The sequence below is a fragment of the Rhodococcus sp. C-2 genome (assembly GCF_027854095.1).
Taxonomy (GTDB): domain Bacteria; phylum Actinomycetota; class Actinomycetes; order Mycobacteriales; family Mycobacteriaceae; genus Rhodococcus_F; species Rhodococcus_F qingshengii.
Genome location: NZ_JAQGFI010000020.1, coordinates 45,009 through 67,581, shown reverse-complemented (window position 1 = coordinate 67,581; position 22,573 = coordinate 45,009). Strand labels below are relative to the sequence as shown.

The following is a 22,573-nucleotide window of genomic DNA, read 5'->3' as shown; positions in this document are numbered from 1 at the left end:
GAAGGACTACTTGAGGTTCTTCCGCAGTGCTGCGAGTCGACCCGCTGCGCTGCCGTCGATAACCTCGTCGCCCACCCGGACGACCAAGCCGCTGAGGAGTTCTGGATCGACCTCGACGTGCACTGCTACCGGCTTCCCGTAGGTGCGGGTAAGAGTGCTCGCCAAGCGATCCGACTGCTCCGAGCTCAACGCCGAGGCGCTGCGAACGTGAGCAACGGTGGTATCGCGCTGCGCTGCGGCAAGATTCGACAGCTGATCGAAAGTGTCTGCGGGTGCAGACTTCAACCGGCCGACAGCCTGTCCGGCGAGTGCCTCGGTGACCGCGGTGACCTTGCCGTAGAGCAAGCGGGAGAGGAACTCACGCTTGCGGGCTGCGGGAACCGACAGATCCGAGAGCGTCTGCTCCAGGCTGGGATCCCCTGCCACGATGCGACCGAGACGGAAGAGCTCGTCCTCAACGGTGTCCAACTGGCTCTGATCGGCTGCGGCGCGGAGCAGAGCTTCGCGTCCGAGCAGTTCGAGCGAGTTGACCAAGTCGCGGGCCGCAGACCAGTCCTGGCCTGCAGCTGCCTTCACGGTGGCGAGCGCCTCGGCGCCGACCTTTCCGGAGAACAACTGCTCTGCCAAAGCCTGGCGACCAGCGGCCGGTGCCGAAGCGTCAGCCAGCGCGCTGCGAAGAGCGCGCTGGCCGTCGAGTACCTCGACCACCGAGAAGAGCTCGGACCCAGCCTGAGCAGAAGCAGCAGTTGCGGCTCCTGCAGAGACGGCGCCCAGGGCACTGCTCAGCGCAGAACGAGTCTGCGCCAAGGCTTCACGGCTCGCTGCGTACATGTTGCTCACTTCCTGGCTGAATCAGCGCTGACGGTGTCGAGCTCGTTGAGGAAACGATCAACCGTTCCGGCGCGCTTCACGTCGTCGGCGAGGGACTCCCCGATGACCTTCTCGGCCAGGTCTACAGCGGTCTTGCCGAGATCCGAGCGGAGCTCAGCGACAATCTGCTGACGCTGGGCGACGAGCTGGCTGTGGCCTGCGGCCACGATGCGGTCGCTCTCGTCCTGCGCCTGAACCTTCATGTCAGCGATGATCTGCTGACCCTGGGTACGCGCTTCCTCACGGATCTGCGCTGCCTCGGTACGAGCTTCGGCGAGCTGCGCGCGGTACTGCTCGAGCGCTGCTGCTGCCTCCGCCTGTGCGTCTTCGGCTTTCTTGATGCCGCCCTCGATCTGCTCGGTGCGTTCGGCCAAGACCTTCTGGAACTTCGGAAGAACGAGCTTCCAGAAGACGAAACCAACTACTACGAGCGCGACCGCGGACCACACGATGTCGTATGTCTCGGGGATGAGGGGATTGTGTTCAGTCGTCCCCTCCGCCGCGAGAATTGCGATGGTGGCTGCCATGTCGGTCTTAGAAGATGAAGCCGGCGACGAGGCCGATCAGCGCGAGGGCCTCGGTGAATGCAATACCGAGGAACATGGTGGTACGAACCTGGCCGGCCATCTCGGGCTGGCGGACCATGCCTTCGATTGCCTTGCCCACAACGATGCCCACGCCGATGCCGGGGCCGATTGCTGCGAGGCCGTAGCCGATGGCTCCGTAGCCGCGCGACTTGGTCTCGACAACTTCCTGAGCGAGGTAAGCGATGCTCATGGTGTTCCATTCCCTTTCTGTTGACCTCCGCCGGATTCGGCAAGAGGCTCAGTTCTTGGTGTAGCTGGTGAGGAGGTAAAAGGTCAGTGCTCGTCGGCGTGGAGCGCCAGATCGATGTACACCGCGGTCAGCAGCGCGAACACGTAAGCCTGCAGGAAGATGACCAGCAGCTCGAAGAACGTGAATGCGATACCGGCAATGATCGACGGAACACCGAAGATCGCCTGGAATCCGCCGGACACGAAGAAGAAGTAGTTCGTCGCGCTGAAGAACAGCACCAGCAGGATGTGGCCGGCCAACATGTTGGCCATGAGACGAACCATCAGCGTGAACGGGCGCAGGATGAAGGTCGAGATGAACTCGATGGGCACCAACAGGAAGTGCAGGGGCAGCGGGACGCCGGGAACGACGATGCTGCTCTTGACGTACTTGAAGAAGCCGTACTTCTTGATTCCCACGTAGTTGAACACGATGTAGGCGAGCGCTGCGAGTACCAGCGGCATACCGATTCGTGCGTTCGGCGAGATGTTCAGGAAGGGAATGACGCTGGCCAGGTTGCTGGCGACCACGATGAAGAAGATCGTCGTGATGACCGGCAGGAAGCGCTTGCCCTGTTCCTTGCCCAGGATCTCCTCGGCGATGTTGATACGAACGAAGTCGAGCGCGAGCTCAGCTGCGTTCTGCAGTCCACGGGGAACCAGTCGAGGGCTGCGCATTGCGATCACGAAGAAGGCTGCGACCAGCACCGACATCAGCAGACGAATCAGCATCAGACGGTCGAGCTCGAAGGGGCCCGCGTGAATCAACACGGAGGGCGGGAAAAAATCGTCTAGTGACGGCGCATGGAATTCATCCGCGGCCAGGGTGGTGACGCTCAGCGTTCTCTCCCGTAGTCGGTCCGCAGCCATCATTGACTGCGGTTCGATCGGACATTGACGATCTACAAGTCGACAAGTTCGACTCGCGCATTCGTCAGCAGCTGGAGAACCCTAGAGGGGCCTGGCGTCTGTCGGTGTCGGCGACTCTCGTCGACTCAGTGGTCAGAATTTCGACCACCTGCGAGCACATGGCATCGTCGGCTGAGTGTTACTCGGCCCACCATTGCTCTCGCTTGAACCGAACCTTATCAAGTCATCTACGACATTGTGTAGATGGGGTACCTGGAAGTCCGATTAGTTACCTCTTGTAGTACTACTCGTCGTCGTCGACGTTGCTGCTGGGAGCGGGATCGACGTACGGAGTTTTGGTTCCCAGGACGCCGTAAGTCTCCGCACCGAGCACCACGACCAGCGACATGATGATGACCAGGACGAGGGCGGTCTTGTTGTAGAAATCCATGTCCGAGAGGACAAAGAGAACCACCATCGCGAGAATCATCTTCAGCAGCCAGGTACCGAGCAGAACGGCACCGGCCGTGAGCGCAGGCAGCTTCGCTGTGAGCAGCACGCCCAACGCCGTGAACAAGATGAACCCGCCGCCGACGGCTGCGCCGATCAGAGCGCCGTAGACGCCTTCCTTACCGGCGAAGAGCCCGCCCAGGAGCGCGCCGACCACGGCCAGCGCGATCAGCCCCATCACACCCCACTTCACGGCCGACTTCATGGCGGCGGTCGAATCAGGGATGGGTTGCGAGGCAGGTACAGGCTGCGGCGTGTTCGTCACGATGCCCAAGGGTAATGGATCGGAAAACTTGGCTAGCGACGCTGCTGCTTGCGATCGATCAGCGAAGGCACCGCAGTGAAGAACAACGCAAGAACCAAACCGGCCGCGACGAGTACAACAACCAGCTGACGATTGAGCAGCGAGGATCCGACGGCACCGAACGCCAGGACGCTGACCCACAGGTAGATGACCAGCACAACTCGTCGGTGCGTGTGTCCGATCTGCAAGAGGCGATGATGCAGGTGCATCTTGTCCGGACTGAACGGACTGACGCCCGCTTTCGTCCGGCGGATCACGGCCAGGAGCATGTCCAGCATCGGGATGAACATCACAGCCCCGACCAGCAACAACGGCGCGAGGAGGCCGACGAGGTCGCGGGTTCCGTAAGCAGCGAGCGGAATACGACCGGATGCACTGGTGGAGATCGCGGCCAGCATGAGACCGATCAACATCGACCCGGAATCGCCCATGAAAATGCGCGCTGGATTGAAGTTGTGTGGAAGAAAACCGAGACAAGCGCCTGCCAAGGCCGCCGCGATCATCGCCGGCGGGTAGACACTCGCGTCGCCGCCCTGATCGTGGAGAAGACCGATCGAGAAGATGAGGATGGCGAGCGCCGCGATCAGCCCCAACCCGGCGGCCAATCCGTCGAGACCGTCGACAAAATTCATGGCGTTGATGGTCGCGACGGCAACAGCAACGGTGAACAGTCCGGATTGAATCTGATCGAGGATGATGGTGGACCCACCGTCACCGCCGAACGGGTTGTAGATGATGAACCAGCTGACGCCCATCACCACGAGAACGCCGGCAGCAGTCACCTGACCGACAAATTTGGTGAGGGCGTCGAGGCCCCACCTGTCGTCGATCACACCCACGAGGACGATGACGGCGCCAGCTACGAGCGCAGCGTGTACGTCAGGACTGCCGAAGCCGAAACCTCTTGTGAGCGCGGGTAATTGCTGCGCAAACAGCAGACCGACAGCCATGCCGATATACATTCCGACGCCACCGAGGCGCGGAATCGGCTCGACGTGAACGTCCCGATCACGAGGAATCGCGACAGCGCCGAACCTCAGCGCCAACAACCGGACTGCGCCAGTCGCCAGGTAGGTCACCACCGCCGCCGTACACAGCACGAGCAAAAGTTCACGGATGGGAACACCCGCGCCCCCGCCACCCTGTGCCAGATACGTGGTCGCCTCGTAGGAAGTGATCACTGCTCGAGATCACCCGTCTGGCGGGCATAGGCAGGCTTTGCCCGGACCAGTTCGCGAACGCCGTCGGCAACTGCTGCCAACTCGGCCTCTCCTGACGTGGTGGCGGGGTCCGCGACAACTGCGCGCGCGATCAACTCCCCCACCACGCTCATGTCGGAGCGGTTGAAACCCTGGGTCGTCACGGCCGCGGACCCGACGCGGATTCCGGACGTGACGGCGGGCGACTGCGGATCGAACGGAATCGCGTTCTTGTTGAGCGTGATCGAAGCCAGTCCGCACCTACGCTCGGCGTCGACTCCGGCGACGCCGCTTGCGCGCAGGTCGAGAAGCGCCAGATGTGTGTCGGTTCCACCGGACACGGTGCGCAGGCCGCGAGCTTCCAACGACTGCGCGAGTGCCGATGCGTTGGCAACCACTTCCTGTGCATACCAACGATATTCCGGCGTCGACGCTTCCTTGAAGGCAACCGCCTTCGCAGCGATCGCATGCATCATCGGGCCGCCTTGAATGAAGGGGAACACCGCGCGATCTACAGCCGAGGCATGCTCGCTGCGGCACAGGATCATTCCGCCGCGCGGGCCTCTGAGGACTTTGTGCGTCGTCGCGGAGACGACGTCGGCGTACGGAACGCACGAAGGTATCGCCCGGCCTGCCACGAGTCCGATGAAGTGGGCGGCGTCGACCCACAGGATCGCACCGACCTCGTCTGCGATCGAGCGGAAGGCTGCGAAGTCGATGGTGCGGGAGTACGCGGTCGCGCCGGCGACGATGATTTTCGGCTTGTGCGCCAGAGCCAGGGTGCGAACCTCGTCGTAGTCGATCAATTCGGTGGCCGAATCGACGTGATAGGGAACGGTGGTGAACCACTGCCCCGAAAAGCTGACGCGAGACCCGTGAGTCAGATGCCCACCGTGCGGCAGACTCATCGCCAATACGGTGTCGCCGGGCTTGGCGAATGCAGCGTACACCGCGAGATTCGCAGTGGCCCCCGAATGCGGTTGGACGTTGACGTGCTCGGCGCCGAACAGCGCCTTTGCCCGATCGATCGCCAGATTCTCGGCTACGTCGACGTACTCGCACCCGCCGTAATAACGCCGACCCGGATAGCCCTCGGCGTACTTGTTGCTCAGAGTCGAACCCAAGGCAGCCAGTACGGCAGGGCTGGTGAAGTTCTCGCTCGCGATGAGTTGAAGTCCGTCGCGCTGACGCTCGAGTTCCGCCAGCGCAACAGCCGCGATCTCGGGGTCTGCCGTGGCAAGCTCACCGAAATCCGGTCCCCAATACGTGGATTCCCCCGCGCGCTCGCCGCCGGCGCCGACCATCGTTACGAAACTCCCTCTACGAGACTTTCCGGACTGGTGCCCAATACCTCGGCGATGGATTCTGCCGAGACGGCACCCACTCGCAAGATACGCGGTGAATTGCCGGTCAGGTCGACGATCGTGGAAGCAACGGCGTGTTCGGCCTTGCCCCCGTCGAGATACACGCTGGCAGATCCGCCGAGCTGATCTCGGGCTTCCTCGACGGTAGTTGCCGGCGGACGCCCCGAAATGTTGGCGCTCGAGACGGCAAGCGGTCCGACATCGCGCAACAATTCGAGGGCAACCGGGTGGAGGGGCATGCGGAGCATGACGGTTCCGCGGGTATCACCGAGGTCCCAGGCAAGTGAAGGCGCCTGCTCGACGACCAGGCTCAGTCCGCCGGGCCAGAATGCGCGGATCAGATCCCGTGCCTGCGGGCGCACGCTGTAGACGAGCCCGTCGATGGTGTTCCACGATCCGACCAGAACCGGGACGGGCATGTCTCGCCCGCGTCCCTTGGCGCGCAACAGACTCGTGACAGCTTCGCTGTCGAACGCGTCGGCGGCGAGTCCGTAAAGGGTGTCGGTAGGGAGAACTACGAGTCGGCCGGCCTTGAGCGCGTTCTTCGCGGCGGCCAAGCCTGCGGTTCGGGAATCTGTCTGACTGCAGTCGTACACGGTACTCACTCAGCCATCCTTTCACTCTGCGCTTCGGGCGTTCGATTCCGCTGTGCTTCGACGTCGGTGGCGACACGTCTGGCGACGACGAATCGCGGACGACCGGCAAGATCTGGATGCTGCGCGACCTCGCCGAATACCCGGCGCGCCGAGAACAGCGCAGCGACGCCGTCCCCGTTGGTGTCGTCGTGCTCGATGCCTGCCGCGCCGCCGATTCGAAGCCACCGCGCGATGTTGCTGATCATGGGTTTGATGACGGACAGACCGTCGACACCACCGAACAACGCGGTGTGCGGGTCGTAATCCATGACCTCAGGCTGCAATTGCGCGCCTTCGGGGATGTACGGCGGATTGGAAACGACCAGATCGACGCCGCCCTCGAGCCCTGGCAACAGGTTCCGATCGGTGACATCGCCCTGATGCAGATGGATCGGTGTATCACCGGCGGCCTCGCGGTCGGCAGCATTACGACGCGCCCACGCCAACGCGGCGGGCTCCTTCTCCACGGCGTGAACGACGGCGTCCGGACGGGCCTCGGCGATGGACAGCGCGAGTACACCCGATCCCGTACACAGGTCCAGAACTACCGGCGGCTTGCTTCCGCAACCTTCGAGGAACGAGAGTGCCCAACCCATGAGCAGTTCGGTTTCCGGCCGCGGAATGAAGACACCCGGCCCGACAGCGACGTCGATGTTGCCCATCGACGCGACTCCGATGATGTGCTGCAACGGAATCCGCTTCACCCGTTGCGCAACCAACTCGTCGAACGCCGCGATGACCTCGGGATCGACCAACGGAATCAGCCCGAGACGCGTGCGTTCGACCCCGAGCAGGTGGGATGCCAACAACTCGGCGTCGGTGCGTGGGCTGGGCACACCTGCGGCGTCGAGCTGTTTTGCAGCTTCGATCAGCGCCAAACGAAGTGGAAGTCGACTCACGGGTACAGCCTGCCACGCTCGACCGACACGCGGTTCACCGAGTTCCCGGCGGGATGGAGGTCAGTCATGGTCTGCATCTACTCGGCCGCGAGACGCGCCTCTCGGTCCGCCTTGCCCAATGCATCGAGAAGTGCGTCGAGCTCACCGTCGAGCACCGCGTCGAGGTTGTGCGACTTGAATCCGATGCGGTGATCGGTGATGCGGTTCTCGGGGAAGTTGTAGGTGCGGATGCGCTCCGAACGGTCCACCGTCCGAACCTGACTCTGGCGACCTGCCGACGCTTCAGCGTCCGCGGCTTCCTCGGCGACTACCTGCAAACGGGCTGCAAGGACCTGCATGGCGCGCGCCTTGTTCTGGAGCTGCGAACGCTCGTTCTGGCAGGTGACGACGATGCCGGTCGGAAGGTGCGTGATTCGGACAGCAGAGTCGGTCGTGTTGACGCCCTGACCGCCCTTGCCGGACGAACGGTAGACGTCGATACGCAGGTCACTTTCGTCGATCTGGACCTGCTCGACCTCTTCGGGCTCCGGGTAGACCAGAACGCCGGCAGCCGAAGTGTGAACGCGTCCCTGGGATTCGGTGACGGGCACTCGCTGGACGCGGTGAACGCCGCCCTCGAACTTCAGCCGCGCCCACACTCCGTCCGGGGAGTCCGACTTGCTCTTGATCGACAGCGTGGCTTCCTTGTATCCGCCGAGATCGGAGACCGTCGCGTCGAGAATCTCGACGCGCCAGCCATGCCGTTCCGCGTAGCGGACGTACATGCGGGCCAGGTCCGAGGCGAAGAGCGCGGATTCTTCGCCGCCCTCACCGGACTTCACTTCGAGGACGATGTCGTCGCCGTCATGCGGATCACGCGGCGCCAACTGATCGGTAAGCGTCTGCTCGAGCTGCGCGACCTCGGCTTCGAGATCGGGGATCTCGGCGGCGAAGCTGGAATCGTCGGCGGCTAGTTCGCGCGCGGCTTCCAGATCGTCCTGCGCAGCGGTGAGCTTGTTGTACGTCGACATGATCGGCGAGAGCTCGGAGAACCGTTTACCGACGCGCCTGGCAGCGGCAGGGTCGTTGTGCAGCGCCGGATCGGACATCTGCGCTTCGAGACCGGCGTGCTCCGCCAAGATGTCGTCGATGGCCGAGGGCTGGGTTGCGCCTGCCATGGTTCGCTCCGCTCTGAGTTTCGATTCCTACGGTGCGCGCTTGAAGGTATTTCGACGCCGGGACCCGGGAAACGCGCAAACCGAGTGCAGGCACAAAAAAGCCGACGCCCGATCTGCGCATGGCAGATCGGGCGTCGGCGGAACAGCTAGGACTCCGTGGCCGGGACCTTGCTGTCTGCGCGCTTGCCGTAGCGAGCCTCGAAGCGAGCGACGCGTCCACCGGTGTCGAGAATCTTCTGCTTGCCCGTGTAGAACGGGTGGCACTGCGAGCAAACCTCGACGTTGATGCGTCCGGACTCCTTGGTGCTGTGGGTCTCGAACGTGTTACCGCAACCGCAGACGACGGTGGTCGCTACGTAGGTTGGGTGGATTCCTGCCTTCATGGTGTCCCTTTCAATGGTCGCCGGGTCGACGTCGCCAATCGACATCGTGAACCGGAACCGGACTCGGCCGTTCAGTATGCCAGATGCGGTACCTCACCGGATAATCCGCGTCTCGCACGACTCGGGGTGGCTGTACGAAGTTGTCAACGCACTGTCGCTCGGTTTTGTTCCGCCCACGCAAAAGGCCCACAACCAGCTGGTTGTAGGCCTTTTGACGTCGAATCGATCAGTCGTCGATCGCACCCGGTGCGGTCTTGGAGACCTGCATCAGGAACTCGAGGTTGTTCTTGCTCTTCTTCAGTCGATCGATCAGCAGATCGATGGCCTGATGCGAGTCCAGACCGGACAGGACGCGGCGGAGCTTGTGCAGCACCGCAGCTTCGTCCGGGCTCAGGAGCAACTCGTCCTTACGCGTGCTGGACGGGTTGACGTCCACGGCCGGGAACACGCGGCGTTCGGCGATCTTGCGATCGAGCTTGAGCTCGGCGTTGCCGGTGCCCTTGAACTCTTCGAAGATCACGGTGTCGCCGGTGGATCCGGTCTCGACCATTGCGGTAGCGATGATGGTGAGCGATCCACCGTTCTCGATGTTGCGGGCAGCACCGAGGAAACGCTTCGGCGGGTAGAGCGCCGTCGAGTCGACACCACCGGAGAGGATGCGTCCCGACGCCGGCGAGGAGTTGTTGTACGCACGACCCAGACGCGTGATGGAGTCGAGCAGTACGACGACGTCCTTACCCATCTCGACCAGGCGCTTCGCACGCTCGATTGCCAGCTCGGCAACTGCGGTGTGATCTCCCGGCGGGCGGTCGAAGGTGGAGGAAATGACCTCACCCTTCACGCTGCGCTGCATGTCGGTCACTTCCTCGGGACGCTCGTCCACGAGGATGACCATCAGGTAGCACTCAGGATTGTTGGTGGCGACGGCATTCGCGATCGCCTGCAACACGCTGGTCTTACCGGCCTTGGGCGGGCTCACGATGAGGGCGCGCTGGCCCTTACCGATGGGCATCACCAGGTCGATGACACGCGTGGTGAGAATGTGCTGCTCGGTCTCGAGGCGCAGACGCTGGTTCGGGTACAGCGGCGTGAGCTTGTTGAACTCGGGGCGCTTCTTCGCGGCCTCGACGTCGCCGCCGTTGACCGTGTCGATACGGACCAGCGGGTTGAACTTCTGACGCTGGCTGCCCTGCTCACCGTCACGCGAGACGCGGACGGCACCGGTGATGGCGTCGCCACGGCGAAGGCCGTTCTTGCGGATCAGGTTCATGGAGACGTAGACGTCGTTGGGACCGGCGAGGTACCCGGACGTACGCACGAAGGCGTAATTGTCGAGGACGTCGAGGATGCCGGCGACCGGCTGCAGGACGTCGTCCTCACGAATCTCGGTCTCGCGTGAATCGTTGGGTGCGCCACCCTCACCGCGATCGCGACCACGGCCACGGCGCTCGCGGAAACGGCGTCCGCGGCGTCCGCGTCCACCCTCTTCGTCGTCGTCCGGTCCGTTGTTGCGGTTGTCCGTACGCGGACCGGCGTTGTTCTGGCCGGCGTTGTTCTGATTGCCGCGATCCTGGCGATCCTGGCGATCCTGGTTGCCCCGGTTGCCCTGGTTCTCGCGCTGGCCCTGGTTGTCCCGCTGGCCCTGGTTGTCCCGGTTTCGCTCGCGGCGGGGACGCTCGTTGCCCTGCTCGGCGGGAGCCTGATCAGCGTCGGACTTGCCCTCGGTGCGCGCAGGACGCTCGGCCGGAGCCTCGGCCTTGGCGGTCTCGGCGACCTTCGAAGAATCGGCGGCCTTCGCGGTGTCCGCGTCGGACTTCGCCGAAGGAGCTTCCTGCTCGATGCTCAGTTCACCCTGGTCGGGTGAACCTGCACGACGAGCGGCGCCACGACGCTGACGTCCGCGACGGGGTGCGCTCTGATCGGAATCCTCGGCGGATTCCGTACGCGCAGGCGCGGCCTCGGCAGGAGCCGACTCAGCTGCCGGAGCTGTTTCGGCTGCGGGGGTTTCGGTGCGTGCGGCGCGAGTGCTCTTGGCACGAGTGCGCGCAACGGGTGCGTCGTCGAGAGTGAGTTCACTCTGTGCGGGTGCAGCCTTCGCGCTGCCGCCCTGGCGCTCCTTGATGGCTGCGATCAGGTCACCCTTGCGCATGCCGGAAGTGCCTTTGATGCCCAGTTCTCCCGCAAGAGTGCGGAGTTCGGTGAGCACCATGCCGGAGAGTCCGGCACCACGGCGCGTTTCGGCACGCTTCGTGGAGGTCGCCACCGCACCGTTCGATGCTGAAGATGACGCCTGAGAATTGTCGCCTGATTCCGACCCGGCGGGTGCAGAAGTGGCGATGAGGTCCGTATCGGTCACGGAGGTCCTTTCCTTCCCTCACTCGCACTGCGCAAAGTCGAGGGTTCGTCCCGCAGTTCGATTGAATACCGAACTCGGTGGTGCCGTACGTGGTTGCTGTCCAGAACTGCCGGCTTGTCCGCCGTCACATGATTGTCGGAAACTCTCGCCTCAAACTTTTCATGCGCTCGCAAACCTGCCCAACGCGCCTTCGTCGACGATTCACTCCCCCGTGTGTTGAACCCCAGAGTGATGGAACCTCTGAGTGTTCGATCCGCGGAGGATTCAAACCTTCGGAGAAGGTACAAGCGTGAGGATCATGCCTGCGAGAATCATGCCAAGGACTGTGGACCCCGATTGGGAAGGAGTTTTGCCCCCTGGTGATGCACCGGCGACTGACGCGCACGATGTACGGACATAGCCCAGGATAGCGCCCAAACCTGAGTCCGGCAAGAATTTGGACGACTGGGTGTGTCAGTTCACTACCGATCGGTAGTGGGCGATCACCTGGACCAAGGCAGGGATCAGACCGTCGTCGTGGATACTTCGACGCCGTCGGCGATGTCCAATTCGAGCACACGTAGTCCGTCTGCCCGCGCCGCTTCCGCGAGTTCGACGGGGAAAGGTTCTGTGCTGAGCGCCAACACGGTGGGGCCGGCTCCGGAAACGGTCGCAGCAATACCCGCCTCGCGCAGGATCCCGATCCATCGCGTCGTGAGCGGAAGCGCGGGTGCGCGCTGTGCCTGATGCAGGCGATCCTCGGTGGCCGCCATCAACAGATCGGGCCGAGCAGTGAGCGCAACGACGGCGAGCGCGCTGCGGCTCGCGTTGAACGAGGCATCCTGGTGCGGAACCAATTCGGGCAGGAGCCCGCGAGTGTGTGCGGTGGACGACCGCTCCTCGGGAACCAGTGCCACAGCACGGATGTCGGGATGGACGTCGAGTTTGGCCGCGGAGTAGATCGGCTCGTCGCCTTCGACGGCCGGTGGGCAACTCCACGAGACGACTGCGCCACCGAGAACACTGGCAGACGCGTTGTCCGGGTGACCTTCGAACTCGGACGAGAGTTGAACCAACTGCTCTTCCGTCAAGCCGATCTCGGCATCGAGAGCGCGCGCCAGACCGTTGGCTGCTGCCAATCCACCGACAGCCGCGGAAGCCGAGGATCCCAACCCGCGCGAATGCGGAATCGCGTTGCGGCACAACACGTCCAGGCCACTGGCCCACACTCCGGCCGCCTCGAGACCACGCTCGATGGCGCGGACCACGAGATGCGAAGGACCCCAGGGCACGTCGGCAGCGCCTTCACCTTCGACGCGAATCTGAAGGCCTGAATCCGTTGTGGTGACCACGATTTCGTCGTACAACCCCAACGCCAGACCGAGGGTGTCGAACCCCGGCCCCAAGTTTGCACTCGAGGCCGGGACGCGAGCAGTCACCGAAAGGCCGATAGGCAGGGTTATAGTCATGTCAGACACCGGATTCCGCGGAGTGGTCGATGAATCCACGGACACTATGCAAGCTCGAGGGCAGCCGCGACGGCAACGGGATCGACACCGATCGGCTCGACGTTCGGCATACCCTTCAAAGCCGTGTCAGGATCCTTGAGACCGTTACCGGTCACCGTGCACACGACGGTCAGGCCCGGCTCGAGCCAGCCCTCTGCACGTGCGGCGAGCAGGCCGGCGACACTGGCTGCCGACGCCGGTTCGACGAAGACGCCCTCGGTGGCGGCGATCAGACGGTAAGCCTCGAGGATCTTCTCGTCGGTGGCGGCACGGAATGCACCGTTCGACTCTTCCTTCGCGGCGACAGCGCCGTTCCAGGACGCGGGAGAACCGATTCGGATTGCGGTGGCGATGGTTTCGGGATCCTTGACGGGTGCACCGTTGACCAGCGGAGCCGCTCCGGCTGCCTGGACACCGAGCATGCGGGGCTTGACCGTGGTCAGACCGTCCGCGTAGTACTCGGAGTATCCGCGCCAGTACGCGGTGATGTTACCGGCGTTTCCGACCGGGAGTGCGTGCACGTCGGGAGCCTTGCCGAGGACGTCCATGATCTCGAATGCCGCGGTCTTCTGGCCTTCGATGCGCACTGGGTTGACCGAGTTGACGAGACCGATGGTGGGGAATTCGGCCGTGGTCTTGCGTGCCAGCTCGAGGCAGTCGTCGAAGTTGCCCTGGACCTGAATGATCTTGGCGCCGTGCATGACTGCCTGCGCAAGCTTGCCCATGGCGATCTTGCCCTGCGGGATGAGCACGGCGCAGGTCATGCCGGCCTTGGCTGCATACGCAGCGGCCGAGGCGGAGGTGTTGCCGGTGGACGCGCACAGAACTGCGCGCTGGCCACGGGCCAAGGCGTCGGTGACGGCCATCGTCATGCCGCGGTCCTTGAAGGAACCGGTGGGGTTGAGGCCCTCGACCTTGAGGTAGACGTCGCAGCCGGTGATCTCGGAGAGGTGGCCGGCCGGCAGGAGCGGGGTGCCGCCTTCGCGCAGGGTGACGGTCTTCCAGTTGTCACCGATCGCGAGACGGTCCCGGTATGCCTCGATGAGACCCGGCCATGCCTTGTGGACGGGGTTGACGATGCCGGTCATTGTTCAGTGCCTTCCAGTCGCAGCACGCTGGTCACAGCGGTGACGAATTCGAGTTCGTTGAGGGCCGCCACGGTCTCGGAGAGAGCCGCGTCGGTTGCTACATGAGTGACGACCACCAGACGCGCGCCGGCGCCGGCGCCCTCCTGGCGGACGACGGAGATGCTCACGCCGTGCTTGGCGAACTCGGCGGCGACTGCGGACAGCACACCTTCCTTGTCCGCGACCTCCATGTTCACGTAGTAGCGCGTGAGGATGTCGCCCATCGGGGCGACCTTCAGCTTGGCGTACTTGGACTCGCGGGGGCCGCGGCCGCCGTGAACCTTGTTGCGCGCAGCCATCACCAGGTCACCCATCACCGCGGAAGCGGTGGGGGCGCCGCCTGCGCCCTGGCCGTAGAACATGAGCCGGCCGGCGTTCTCTGCTTCCACGACAACGGCGTTGAACGCGCCGTTGACCGAGGCCAGCGGATGGCTGAGCGGAACCAGCGCCGGGTACACGCGAGCGGAAATCCGCTCCTTGCCCTTGGGCGTGACGATGCGCTCGCAGATCGAGAGCAACTTGATCGTGCACTCGAGTGCCTTCGCCGACGCCAGGTCGGCGGAGGTGATCGTGGAGATTCCTTCGCGGTACACGTCCGCGGCAGTGACGCGGGTGTGGAACGCGATCGACGCGAGGATCGCTGCCTTCGCCGCGGCGTCGTAGCCTTCGACGTCCGCGGTCGGGTCGGCTTCCGCGTATCCGAGGCGTCCGGCTTCGGCCAAGGTCTCTTCGTAGTCGGCGCCGGTCTCGTCCATCGCCGAAAGGATGAAATTGGTGGTGCCGTTCACGATTCCGGCGACCTTGTTGACACGGTCTCCGGCCAACGACTGTGTGAGCGGGCGGATCACGGGGATCGCGCCGGCAACAGCGGCCTCGAAGTACAGGTCGACAGAGTTGGCCTCTGCAGCCTCCGCCAATTCACCGGTGTGGTCCGCGAGCAGCGCCTTGTTGGCGGTCACGACCGACTTGCCGGAGTTGAGCGAAGAGAGAATCAGCTTGCGAGGGAGCTCGATTCCGCCGATCACCTCGACCACGATGTCGACGTCGTCACGACCGACCAGGGACTCGGCGTCCGTCGTCTGCAGTTCCTCGGGAATTCCGCGGTCCGAGCCGATACGGCGGACGGCAACCCCCCGCAGTTCCAACGGGGCGCCGACGCGAGCTTCGAGTTCCTCGGCCTGCTCACGAATGATCCGGACGACCTCGCTCCCGACGTTGCCGAGGCCGAGAACGGCCACACCGATAGCGCGATGCGCCGATTCGCTCGTCACTGCGATACCTCCAAGCTGAGCAGATCTTCCACTGTTTCCCTCCGCAGAATCACGCGTGAGACTCCGTCACGCACCGCCACCACGGCTGGGCGGGTGAGCAGGTTGTACCTGCTCGACATCGAATAGCAGTATGCACCGGTCGCTGCTACCGCTAGTAAATCACCGGGCCCGACGTCCTCGGGCATCCAGGTGTCCCGAATGACCACGTCACCGGACTCGCAGTGCTTACCGACGATACGTGCAACGACGGGATCAGCCTCGGAAGTTCGCGAAACCAACTTGGCTTCGTACTCCGCACCGTAGAGGGACGTGCGGATGTTGTCGCTCATCCCGCCGTCGACGCTGATGTAGCGGCGTGTCAGCGAGCTACCCACCGTGACGTCCTTGATGGTGCCGACCTCGTAGAGCGTCACCGTGCCAGGTCCGGCGATGGCGCGGCCGGGTTCGACGGCAAGCGTCGGCTCCGGCAATCCGGCCAGTGCGGACTCGTTGCGCACGATGTGGCCGAGCTTCGCTGCCAGTTCGTCGACGGGCGGCGGGTCGTCGGAGGGGATGTACGAGATCCCCATGCCGCCGCCGAGGTCGATGATCGAAATCTGCTTGGTCTTCTCGACTCCGAACTCGGTGACGACGTCGCGGAGCAAACCGATCACGCGGTGCGCTGCCACCTCGAAACCGTCGACGTCGAAGATCTGCGAACCGATGTGGCTGTGCAGGCCGACCAGTCGCAAGTTGTCGGCAGCGAAGACGCGACGGACTGCGTCGATCGCCGCTCCCCCGGCCAGCGAGAAACCGAACTTCTGGTCCTCGTGTGCGGTGGAGATGAATTCGTGGGTATGCGCTTCGACGCCGACGGTCAGTCGGATCAACACGTCCTGAACGACACCGGCCTCACCGGCGACACGATCGAGTCGGTCGATCTCGATCGACGAGTCGAGCACGACGTGTCCGACGCCCGCGGCGACACCAGCGGCCAGTTCGGCGACTGACTTGTTGTTGCCGTGCATGGCAATTCGCTCGGCCGGGAAGTCCGCGTGCAACGCGATCGCCAGTTCGCCGCCGGAGCAGACGTCGAGCGAGAGGCCTTCGTCGGCGACCCAGCGTGCGATCTCGCCACAGAGGAATGCCTTGGATGCGTAGTGCACCTTGGCATCCGGGCCGAAGGCGCGGGCCATGTCACGGCAGCGCGAGCGGAAGTCGTCCTCGTCGATGACGAACAGCGGAGTGCCGTACTTCTCGGCAAGTTCACCGACCTTGACACCCGCGAGGGTCACTTCACCGTCGTCGCCACGAGAAGCGTTGCGCGGCCACACCTGCGGTGAGAGTTCGCCGAAGGCTTCGGGGCTGGTCGGACGGTCGGGCAAGCCGGGGGCCTGCAACTGCTCGGCGTGCTTGGGGCCGGCGGGGTGCGCGTTCACATTTGCTCCGGTGCGGTGACGCCGAGCAGTTCGAGACCGTTGGCCAGGACCTGTCGGGTGGCGGCGCAGAGAGCCAGACGCGCGCGGTGCACGTCGGTGGCGTCTTCGTCGCCTTGCGGAAGGATGCGGCACGCGCCGTAGAAGCGGTGGTACGCACCCGCGAGTTCTTCGAGGTAGCGGGCAATACGGTGCGGCTCACGCAGATTCGCAGCGCTCGACACGACGCGTGGATACTCGCCGATTGTGCGAATGAGGTCACCCTCCTGCTCGACGGTGAGCAGGGCGAGGTTGCTCGCGTCGGCGGACAGACCGAGGTCTGCGGCGTTGCGGGCGATCGCCGAGAGGCGTGCGTGCGCGTACTGCACGTAGTAGACGGGGTTCTCGCTGCTGGTCTTGGTCCACAGGTCGAGGTCGATGTCGATGCTCGAGTCGACCGACGAGCGGATCATGACGTAACGCGAGGCGTCGACGCCGATTGCCTCGACCAGGTCGTCGAGGGTGATGACGGTGCCTGCACGCTTGCTCATCTTGACGGCAGTGCCGTCCTTGACGAGGTTGACCATCTGGCCGATCAGCACCTCGACGGTGTCCGGATCGTCGCCGAATGCGGCAGCGGCAGCCTTGAGACGGCCGATGTAACCGTGATGGTCGGCGCCGAGCATGTAGATACAGAGGTCGAACCCACGGGCGCGCTTGTTCTGGAAGTAGGCGATGTCACCGGCGATGTAGGCGGCGTTGCCATCGCTCTTGATGACGACGCGGTCCTTGTCGTCGCCGTAGTCGGTGCTCTTGAGCCACCACGCACCGTCTTCGTGGAAGAGGTTGCCCGAACCCTTGAGGGATTCGACGGCCTTCTCGACCGCACCGGATTCGAAGAGCGAGTTCTCGTGGAAGTAGACGTCGAAGTCGACGCCGAAGTCGTGCAGGGTCTGCTTGATGTGCGTGAACATCAATTCGACGCCGATGGCGCGGAAGGTTTCCTGCTGCTCGTCGGCAGGCAGATCCATGACGTCGGGACGCTGCTTCAGAACCGAGGCGGCGATGTCGGCGATGTACGCGCCGGCGTAACCGTCTTCGGGAGCAGGTTCACCCTTCGCTGCAGCGATCAGCGAACGCGAGAAGCGGTCGATCTGGGCACCGTGATCGTTGAAGTAGTACTCACGTGTTACCAAACCACCCTGCGCGGACAGAATGCGTCCGAGCGCGTCTCCGACTGCGGCCCAACGGGTTCCACCGAGGTGAATCGGTCCGGTGGGGTTGGCGGAGACGAATTCGAGGTTGATCTTCTTGCCGGCGAGGGAGTCACCCGAGCCGTACGACGCACCGGCTTCGAGAACCGACACGACGATCGCGCCCTGGGCGTCCTTGTCCAACCGAATGTTGAGGAAGCCGGGCCCGGCGATCTCGGCGGATTCGATTCCGTCGGCAGCGGTGAGGGCTTCGGCGATCCAGCCCGCCAGCTCGCCGGGATTCGTGCCGACCTTCTTGGCTACCTGCATGGCAATGTTGGTGGCGTAATCGCCGTGCTCGGGGTTGCGTGGTCGCTCGACGGTGAGGGTTTCGGGTAGCACGGATACGTCGAGGCCACGATCGGCAAGGACGCTCGCTGCGGTTCCGCGGAGCAGTTCGGCAAGGTCAGCTGGAGTCACAGGTATTCATCCTATTGCCTGCACACCGGAAGTGGAGACTCGCCTCACGCCTCGCTCTCCGTGAACGTGCGCGGGGCCGCTGTGGCGTGTCGCACGCCACTCTCAAAGTTTGCCCTCAGACTCGGAAAGTACAGTGGTAATGCCCGAGCTACCACCGCGTACCTTCATGCGCGGGCGCGCCACACCTCAAGCCCACACACCGAAAGAGCCCAATCGATGCCAAGCGGTTCCGATAGTCGCGGTCCCAACAAGAACTCCGGGGCCAAATCAGCCAAGGCCATCAAGGCCGCCAACAAGAACAGTCGGCCGGCCAAGAAGGGCAAGGGCGGCGTCCCCGCTCCCCGCCAGATCCCCTGGCTGTCGATCGGCGCCGGTGTGGCTGTGCTCGCACTCATCGCCGTGCTCGGTATCAATCTGTGGCCCAAGGTCGAGGAGCGGCAGGCCCTCGAGCCGTACAAGTACAGCTCCGAGAACAAGGATCCGTCCGACAAGATCGACGGCGTCCTCAAGATCGAGTACCCGGCCGGCCAGCACGTCGATTCCACTCAGCGCGTGGCGTACGACCAGACCCCGCCGTTCGGTGGCCCACACGACGCCACCTGGGCTAACTGCACCGGAACCGTGTACGCCGACCCGATTCGCACCGAGAACGCCGTCCACTCGCTCGAGCACGGCGCCATCTGGATCACGTACAACCCCGATCTCGTCGACCAGGACCAGATCGACAGTCTCGCCGGACGCGTGAACGGCAAGTCCTACATGCTGATGTCGCCGTACCCCGGTCAGAGCAGCCCCATTTCTCTGCAGTCGTGGGGCCATCGCCTCGAGATCGACAAGGCCGACGACGATCGCATCGATCAGTTCATCACTGCGCTGAACCAGAACCCGAACGTCTACCCCGAGGTCGGCGCGAGCTGCACCAACCCGCTGTTCACTCCGTCGACGTCGCCGTTCGATCCGACACCTCCGGGCACCGACGCCATCCAGATGGACGGCACGGGCGCTACCCCGGCCACCGACGAACAGATTCCCGCCGGTGGATAGTTCGACGAACACCGATCAGTCTTCGAAGCCGAGTCAGCGCACCGCACTGCTGATCATCGGTCTGATCGGCGCGATCGCCGTCGGTTTTGCGCTCGGCGCACTGACCAACCTCCTCGGACCCGATGCGAAGTCGTCACTGACCGTTCCGGCTTCGGATTCGGTGGACGTGGGCTTCGCGCAGGACATGAGCGTGCATCACAGCCAGGCCGTCGACATGGCGTCCATCGCCCTGACGAAGTCCACGGACAACGACGTACGCACGCTGGCGTTCGACATCTTGACCACGCAGCAGAACCAGCTCGGTCAGATGCAGGCGTGGCTGACCATGTGGGATCAGCCGCTGTCCAAGGTGGGCCCGTACATGGAGTGGATGTCGTCGGATTCGGGCTCCGGCCATGGATCGCACGGGACTTCGGCCACGATGGACATGAGTCATTCCGGGCCGGTCGACACCATGCCCGGCATGGCGTCCCCCGAGGACCTTGCGGCTCTCCGCGCAGCGGAAGGTCTGCAACTCGACACCTTGTTCCTGCAGCTGATGCTTCGTCACCACGAAGGTGGGCTTCCGATGATGGAGTACGCAGCAGCCGACGCCACCGAGGGGCCGGTGCGCAGCCTGGCGCAGACGATGGTCAACACGCAGCAGAGCGAGTCCAAGCTGATGACCGACATGTTGGCAGCTCGCGGCGCAATGCCACTGCCCATGAACTGAGCAGAACTGAACTGAGCCGAGAATGTTCAGACCCAACTGGGCCTGGTCCTGAATTTCAGGACCAGGTCCAGTTTTCTACTTCCGGCATGTCTTCGAGGTGCTCGACGATGTAACGCGAGTGCTTTTCGAGTTGTGTGCGGCAGAACTCCGCCAACTCGGACGCCCCGGCCGGCCGACGCTTGGAGCGTCGTAGCGCCTCGATCACCAGGTGGTAGCGGCTCATCTTGTTGAGGACAACCATGTCGAACGGTGTTGTGGTTGTTCCCTGTTCACTGAATCCGCGAACGTGGAAGCGCTCGGGACTCGGACGCCCGTGAATCAGTTCGTGCACGGCACGCGAGTATCCGTGGAATGCGAACACGACGTCGGTCTGCGCAGAGAACAGATCGAGGAAGACCCGCTCCCCGAATCCGTGGGGATGCTCGGTTGGCGTCAGCAAGGCCATCAGATCGACGACGTTGACGACGCGGGTGATCAGTTCGGGTGTGTGATCGCGCAGCAACTGTGCAGCAGCCAGGATCTCCTGCGTCGGCACATCTCCCGCGGCGGCCAGGACCACGTCCGGTTCCTGTCCGCGAGCCTCGGTTCCGGCCCATTCCCAGACCGAAGCGCCCGCCGCGCAGTGCTCGTGCGCTTGCTCGAGCGTGAGGTACTGCAGGTGCGGTTGCTTGTCCACGACTATCAGGTTGACGTGGTCGGTACTACGCAGGCAGTGATCCGAGATCGAGAGCAACGTGTTGGAATCCGGCGGCAGCCACACGCGGATCACACTGGGTGCCAAGGGAATAACGGCGTCGATCATGCCGGGGCCCTGATGACTGAATCCGTTGTGGTCGTTGCGCCAGCACGTACTGGTCAACAGCACGTTGAGCGAAGCAACAGACGCCCGCCACGGCAGGTCGACGGCATGTTGGAGCCACTTGGCGTGCTGGATGAGCATCGACACGCTCACCATCGCAAATGCTTCGTAGCTCGCGAACATCCCGTGTCGGCCCGACAGCAGATAGCCCTCGAGCCATCCCTCGCAGAGGTGCTCGCTGAGGACCTCCATGACACGACCGTCCGCGGACAGCCCGTCGTCGTAGTCGGTGATCGGCAGTTGCCAGCAGCGATCGGTTGTCTCGAATACGGCGCCGAGGCGATTGCTCGACGTCTCGTCCGGACAGAAGAGTCGGAAGATCCCGCCGCTGTCCTCGGTTTCCGTGGCGGCGTAGATGTCGCGCAGAAGCTCGCCGAGAACTCGCGTCGTCTCGTGGAAGGTCGAACCCGGGGATTGGATGGGAAGCGCATACTTTTCGAGCGGCGGCATCGGGAGATCGACGCGAAGTCGTCCACCGTTCGCGTAGGGAGTGCTCCCCATGCGCTTGTCCCCCGTCGGCGACAGCGCCGCCAGTTCCGCGACGAGTGATCCGTTGGCGTCGAACAACTCGTCCGGACGGTACGACCGCATCCACTCTTCGAGTTGCCGCAGATGTGATTCGTTGCTTCGCACGCCGGACAACGGCACCTGGTGCGCACGATGTGTGCCCTCGACCAAGATTCCGTCGACGGTGTGTGGACCGGTCCATCCTTTCGGCGTCCGCAACACGATTGCCGGCCACGAACCCGTCCACTCCTCTCCGCGGCGTGCGGCACCCTGCATCTCGCGGATCTTCTCGTGCGCCTGCGAGATCGCTTGATACAGCTGAGGAAACACCGCGTCGGGGTCGTCACCGGAGACGACGATCGGCGCCCACCCCTGTCCACCAAGATAGGCCTGGATGTCTTCGTCGCTGCTGCGTCCGTAGACCGTCGGCCCGGCGATCTTGGCACCGTTCACGTGCAGGATCGGCAGCACCGCGCCGTCGCGTCGTGGATTCAGGAACGCCGGGAGCTTCCACGAGCCGGACAACGGCCCGGTCTCCGCTTCGCCGTCGCCGATCACACAGGCCACCACGAGGTTCGGATGATCGAAGGCAGCGCCGGCCGCATGGGCAAGGGCGTAGCCGAGCTCGCCGCCTTCGTGGATGCTTCCGGGTGTCTGCACACTCACATGGCTGGGCACTCCGCCGGGAGCGGAGAATCGCCGACACATCCGGTGGATGCCCTCGGCGTCGTCCGAGACTTCCGGATAGATCTCCGAGTACGTTCCCTCGAGATACGTCGACGCGACCAGCGCCGGACCGCCGTGCCCGGGACCGGTCACGTAAAGCCAGTCTGCGCCGGTGGCGACGATGTGCCGATTGAGGAGCGTGTAGATCATCGACAAGCCGGGGCTGGTCCCCCAGTGCCCGAGCAGTCGGGGCTTGATGTGCTCGGCACGCAACGGTTCCCGCAGAAGCGTGTTGTCCTTCAGATAGATCTGCGCGACGGTCAGGTAGTTGGCCGCTGCCCACCACTTCAGGTCGAGCGCGAGCTGGTCTTCGGAATAGTGGTGATCGGTCATCAACGACTCCCGTACCTCACGAGGGTGCCCGAGCAGTCCGCCCGAGCCTGTGCTCAGAGCCGAGCCTAGGCGTAAAAAGCATCCGAGTCAGTCGGTACA

General features: G+C 63.8%; 20 protein-coding genes. 2 read left to right on the top strand and 18 right to left on the bottom strand.

Annotated elements, in window-relative coordinates; genetic code table 11:
* Positions 1-6: 6 nt before the first annotated feature.
* The 17 genes from PCS43_RS30820 to argS form a co-directional block, all read right to left on the bottom strand.
* Positions 7-831, bottom strand: coding sequence for a F0F1 ATP synthase subunit delta (locus PCS43_RS30820; RefSeq protein WP_003941304.1), 825 nt, complete (start codon positions 829-831; stop codon positions 7-9).
* A gap of 5 nt (positions 832-836) precedes the next feature.
* Positions 837-1,397 carry a F0F1 ATP synthase subunit B gene (locus tag PCS43_RS30815; RefSeq protein WP_003941337.1) on the bottom strand — a complete coding sequence of 187 codons (561 nt, stop codon included), beginning with the start codon at positions 1,395-1,397 and terminating at the stop codon, positions 837-839.
* 7 nt (positions 1,398-1,404) lie between these two features.
* The gene (locus PCS43_RS30810) at positions 1,405-1,647 is read right to left on the bottom strand and encodes an ATP synthase F0 subunit C (RefSeq protein ID WP_003941327.1); all 243 of its coding nucleotides are present in this window, start codon (positions 1,645-1,647) and stop codon (positions 1,405-1,407) included.
* An 83-nt stretch (positions 1,648-1,730) separates the two neighbouring features.
* The gene (gene atpB, locus PCS43_RS30805; protein WP_003941403.1) at positions 1,731-2,558 is read right to left on the bottom strand and encodes a F0F1 ATP synthase subunit A; all 828 of its coding nucleotides are present in this window, start codon (positions 2,556-2,558) and stop codon (positions 1,731-1,733) included.
* Positions 2,559-2,838: 280 nt separating this feature from the next.
* Positions 2,839-3,309, bottom strand: a complete 471-nt coding sequence (locus tag PCS43_RS30800; protein WP_030537336.1) for a glycine zipper family protein — start codon at positions 3,307-3,309, stop codon at positions 2,839-2,841.
* Between the two features lie 32 nt (positions 3,310-3,341).
* The gene (locus tag PCS43_RS30795) at positions 3,342-4,529 is read right to left on the bottom strand and encodes a glycosyltransferase family 4 protein (protein WP_083954689.1); all 1,188 of its coding nucleotides are present in this window, start codon (positions 4,527-4,529) and stop codon (positions 3,342-3,344) included.
* Positions 4,526-5,851, bottom strand: a complete 1,326-nt coding sequence (glyA, locus tag PCS43_RS30790) for a serine hydroxymethyltransferase (protein ID WP_209909192.1) — start codon at positions 5,849-5,851, stop codon at positions 4,526-4,528. Before glyA ends, PCS43_RS30795 begins: the two co-directional genes overlap by 4 nt.
* Positions 5,852-5,853: 2 nt before the next feature.
* Positions 5,854-6,516: an L-threonylcarbamoyladenylate synthase gene (locus tag PCS43_RS30785; protein WP_003941345.1), complete on the bottom strand. Its 663-nt coding sequence runs from the start codon at positions 6,514-6,516 to the stop codon at positions 5,854-5,856.
* Complete coding sequence (gene prmC / locus PCS43_RS30780) at positions 6,513-7,445, bottom strand: peptide chain release factor N(5)-glutamine methyltransferase (RefSeq protein WP_054186744.1); 933 nt, start codon at positions 7,443-7,445, stop codon at positions 6,513-6,515. Before prmC ends, PCS43_RS30785 begins: the two co-directional genes overlap by 4 nt.
* 77 nt (positions 7,446-7,522) lie before the next feature.
* Positions 7,523-8,602: a peptide chain release factor 1 gene (gene prfA / locus PCS43_RS30775; protein ID WP_209909196.1), complete on the bottom strand. Its 1,080-nt coding sequence runs from the start codon at positions 8,600-8,602 to the stop codon at positions 7,523-7,525.
* 146 nt (positions 8,603-8,748) lie between these two features.
* A complete protein-coding gene (gene rpmE, locus PCS43_RS30770; protein ID WP_003941310.1) occupies positions 8,749-8,985 on the bottom strand; it encodes a 50S ribosomal protein L31 in 237 nt (78 codons plus the stop codon).
* Positions 8,986-9,211: 226 nt separating this feature from the next.
* Positions 9,212-11,341 (bottom strand): transcription termination factor Rho, encoded by a 2,130-nt coding sequence (gene rho / locus PCS43_RS30765; protein WP_058227676.1) that lies wholly within the window; start codon positions 11,339-11,341, stop codon positions 9,212-9,214.
* 503 nt (positions 11,342-11,844) lie between these two features.
* Positions 11,845-12,789, bottom strand: coding sequence for a homoserine kinase (thrB, locus tag PCS43_RS30760; RefSeq protein WP_007726194.1), 945 nt, complete (start codon positions 12,787-12,789; stop codon positions 11,845-11,847).
* Between the two features lie 44 nt (positions 12,790-12,833).
* A complete protein-coding gene (thrC, locus tag PCS43_RS30755) occupies positions 12,834-13,916 on the bottom strand; it encodes a threonine synthase (protein ID WP_003941280.1) in 1,083 nt (360 codons plus the stop codon).
* Positions 13,913-15,226, bottom strand: coding sequence for a homoserine dehydrogenase (locus PCS43_RS30750; RefSeq protein ID WP_030537332.1), 1,314 nt, complete (start codon positions 15,224-15,226; stop codon positions 13,913-13,915). Before PCS43_RS30750 ends, thrC begins: the two co-directional genes overlap by 4 nt.
* A complete protein-coding gene (lysA, locus tag PCS43_RS30745) occupies positions 15,223-16,644 on the bottom strand; it encodes a diaminopimelate decarboxylase (protein WP_003941384.1) in 1,422 nt (473 codons plus the stop codon). Before lysA ends, PCS43_RS30750 begins: the two co-directional genes overlap by 4 nt.
* A complete protein-coding gene (gene argS, locus PCS43_RS30740) occupies positions 16,641-18,293 on the bottom strand; it encodes an arginine--tRNA ligase (RefSeq protein ID WP_209909199.1) in 1,653 nt (550 codons plus the stop codon). Before argS ends, lysA begins: the two co-directional genes overlap by 4 nt.
* A 216-nt stretch (positions 18,294-18,509) precedes the next feature.
* On the opposite strand from argS, the gene PCS43_RS30735 reads away from it, so the two are divergent.
* Positions 18,510-19,337, top strand: coding sequence for a DUF3105 domain-containing protein (locus tag PCS43_RS30735; protein ID WP_209909202.1), 828 nt, complete (start codon positions 18,510-18,512; stop codon positions 19,335-19,337).
* Complete coding sequence (locus PCS43_RS30730; protein ID WP_047270160.1) at positions 19,330-20,049, top strand: DUF305 domain-containing protein; 720 nt, start codon at positions 19,330-19,332, stop codon at positions 20,047-20,049. Before PCS43_RS30735 ends, PCS43_RS30730 begins: the two co-directional genes overlap by 8 nt.
* A 55-nt stretch (positions 20,050-20,104) precedes the next feature.
* Here PCS43_RS30730 and PCS43_RS30725 read toward each other — a convergent pair whose 3' ends face one another.
* Entirely contained in the window at positions 20,105-22,474 is a 2,370-nt protein-coding gene (locus PCS43_RS30725; protein ID WP_003941371.1) for a phosphoketolase family protein, read from the bottom strand.
* Positions 22,475-22,573 lie beyond the last annotated feature (99 nt).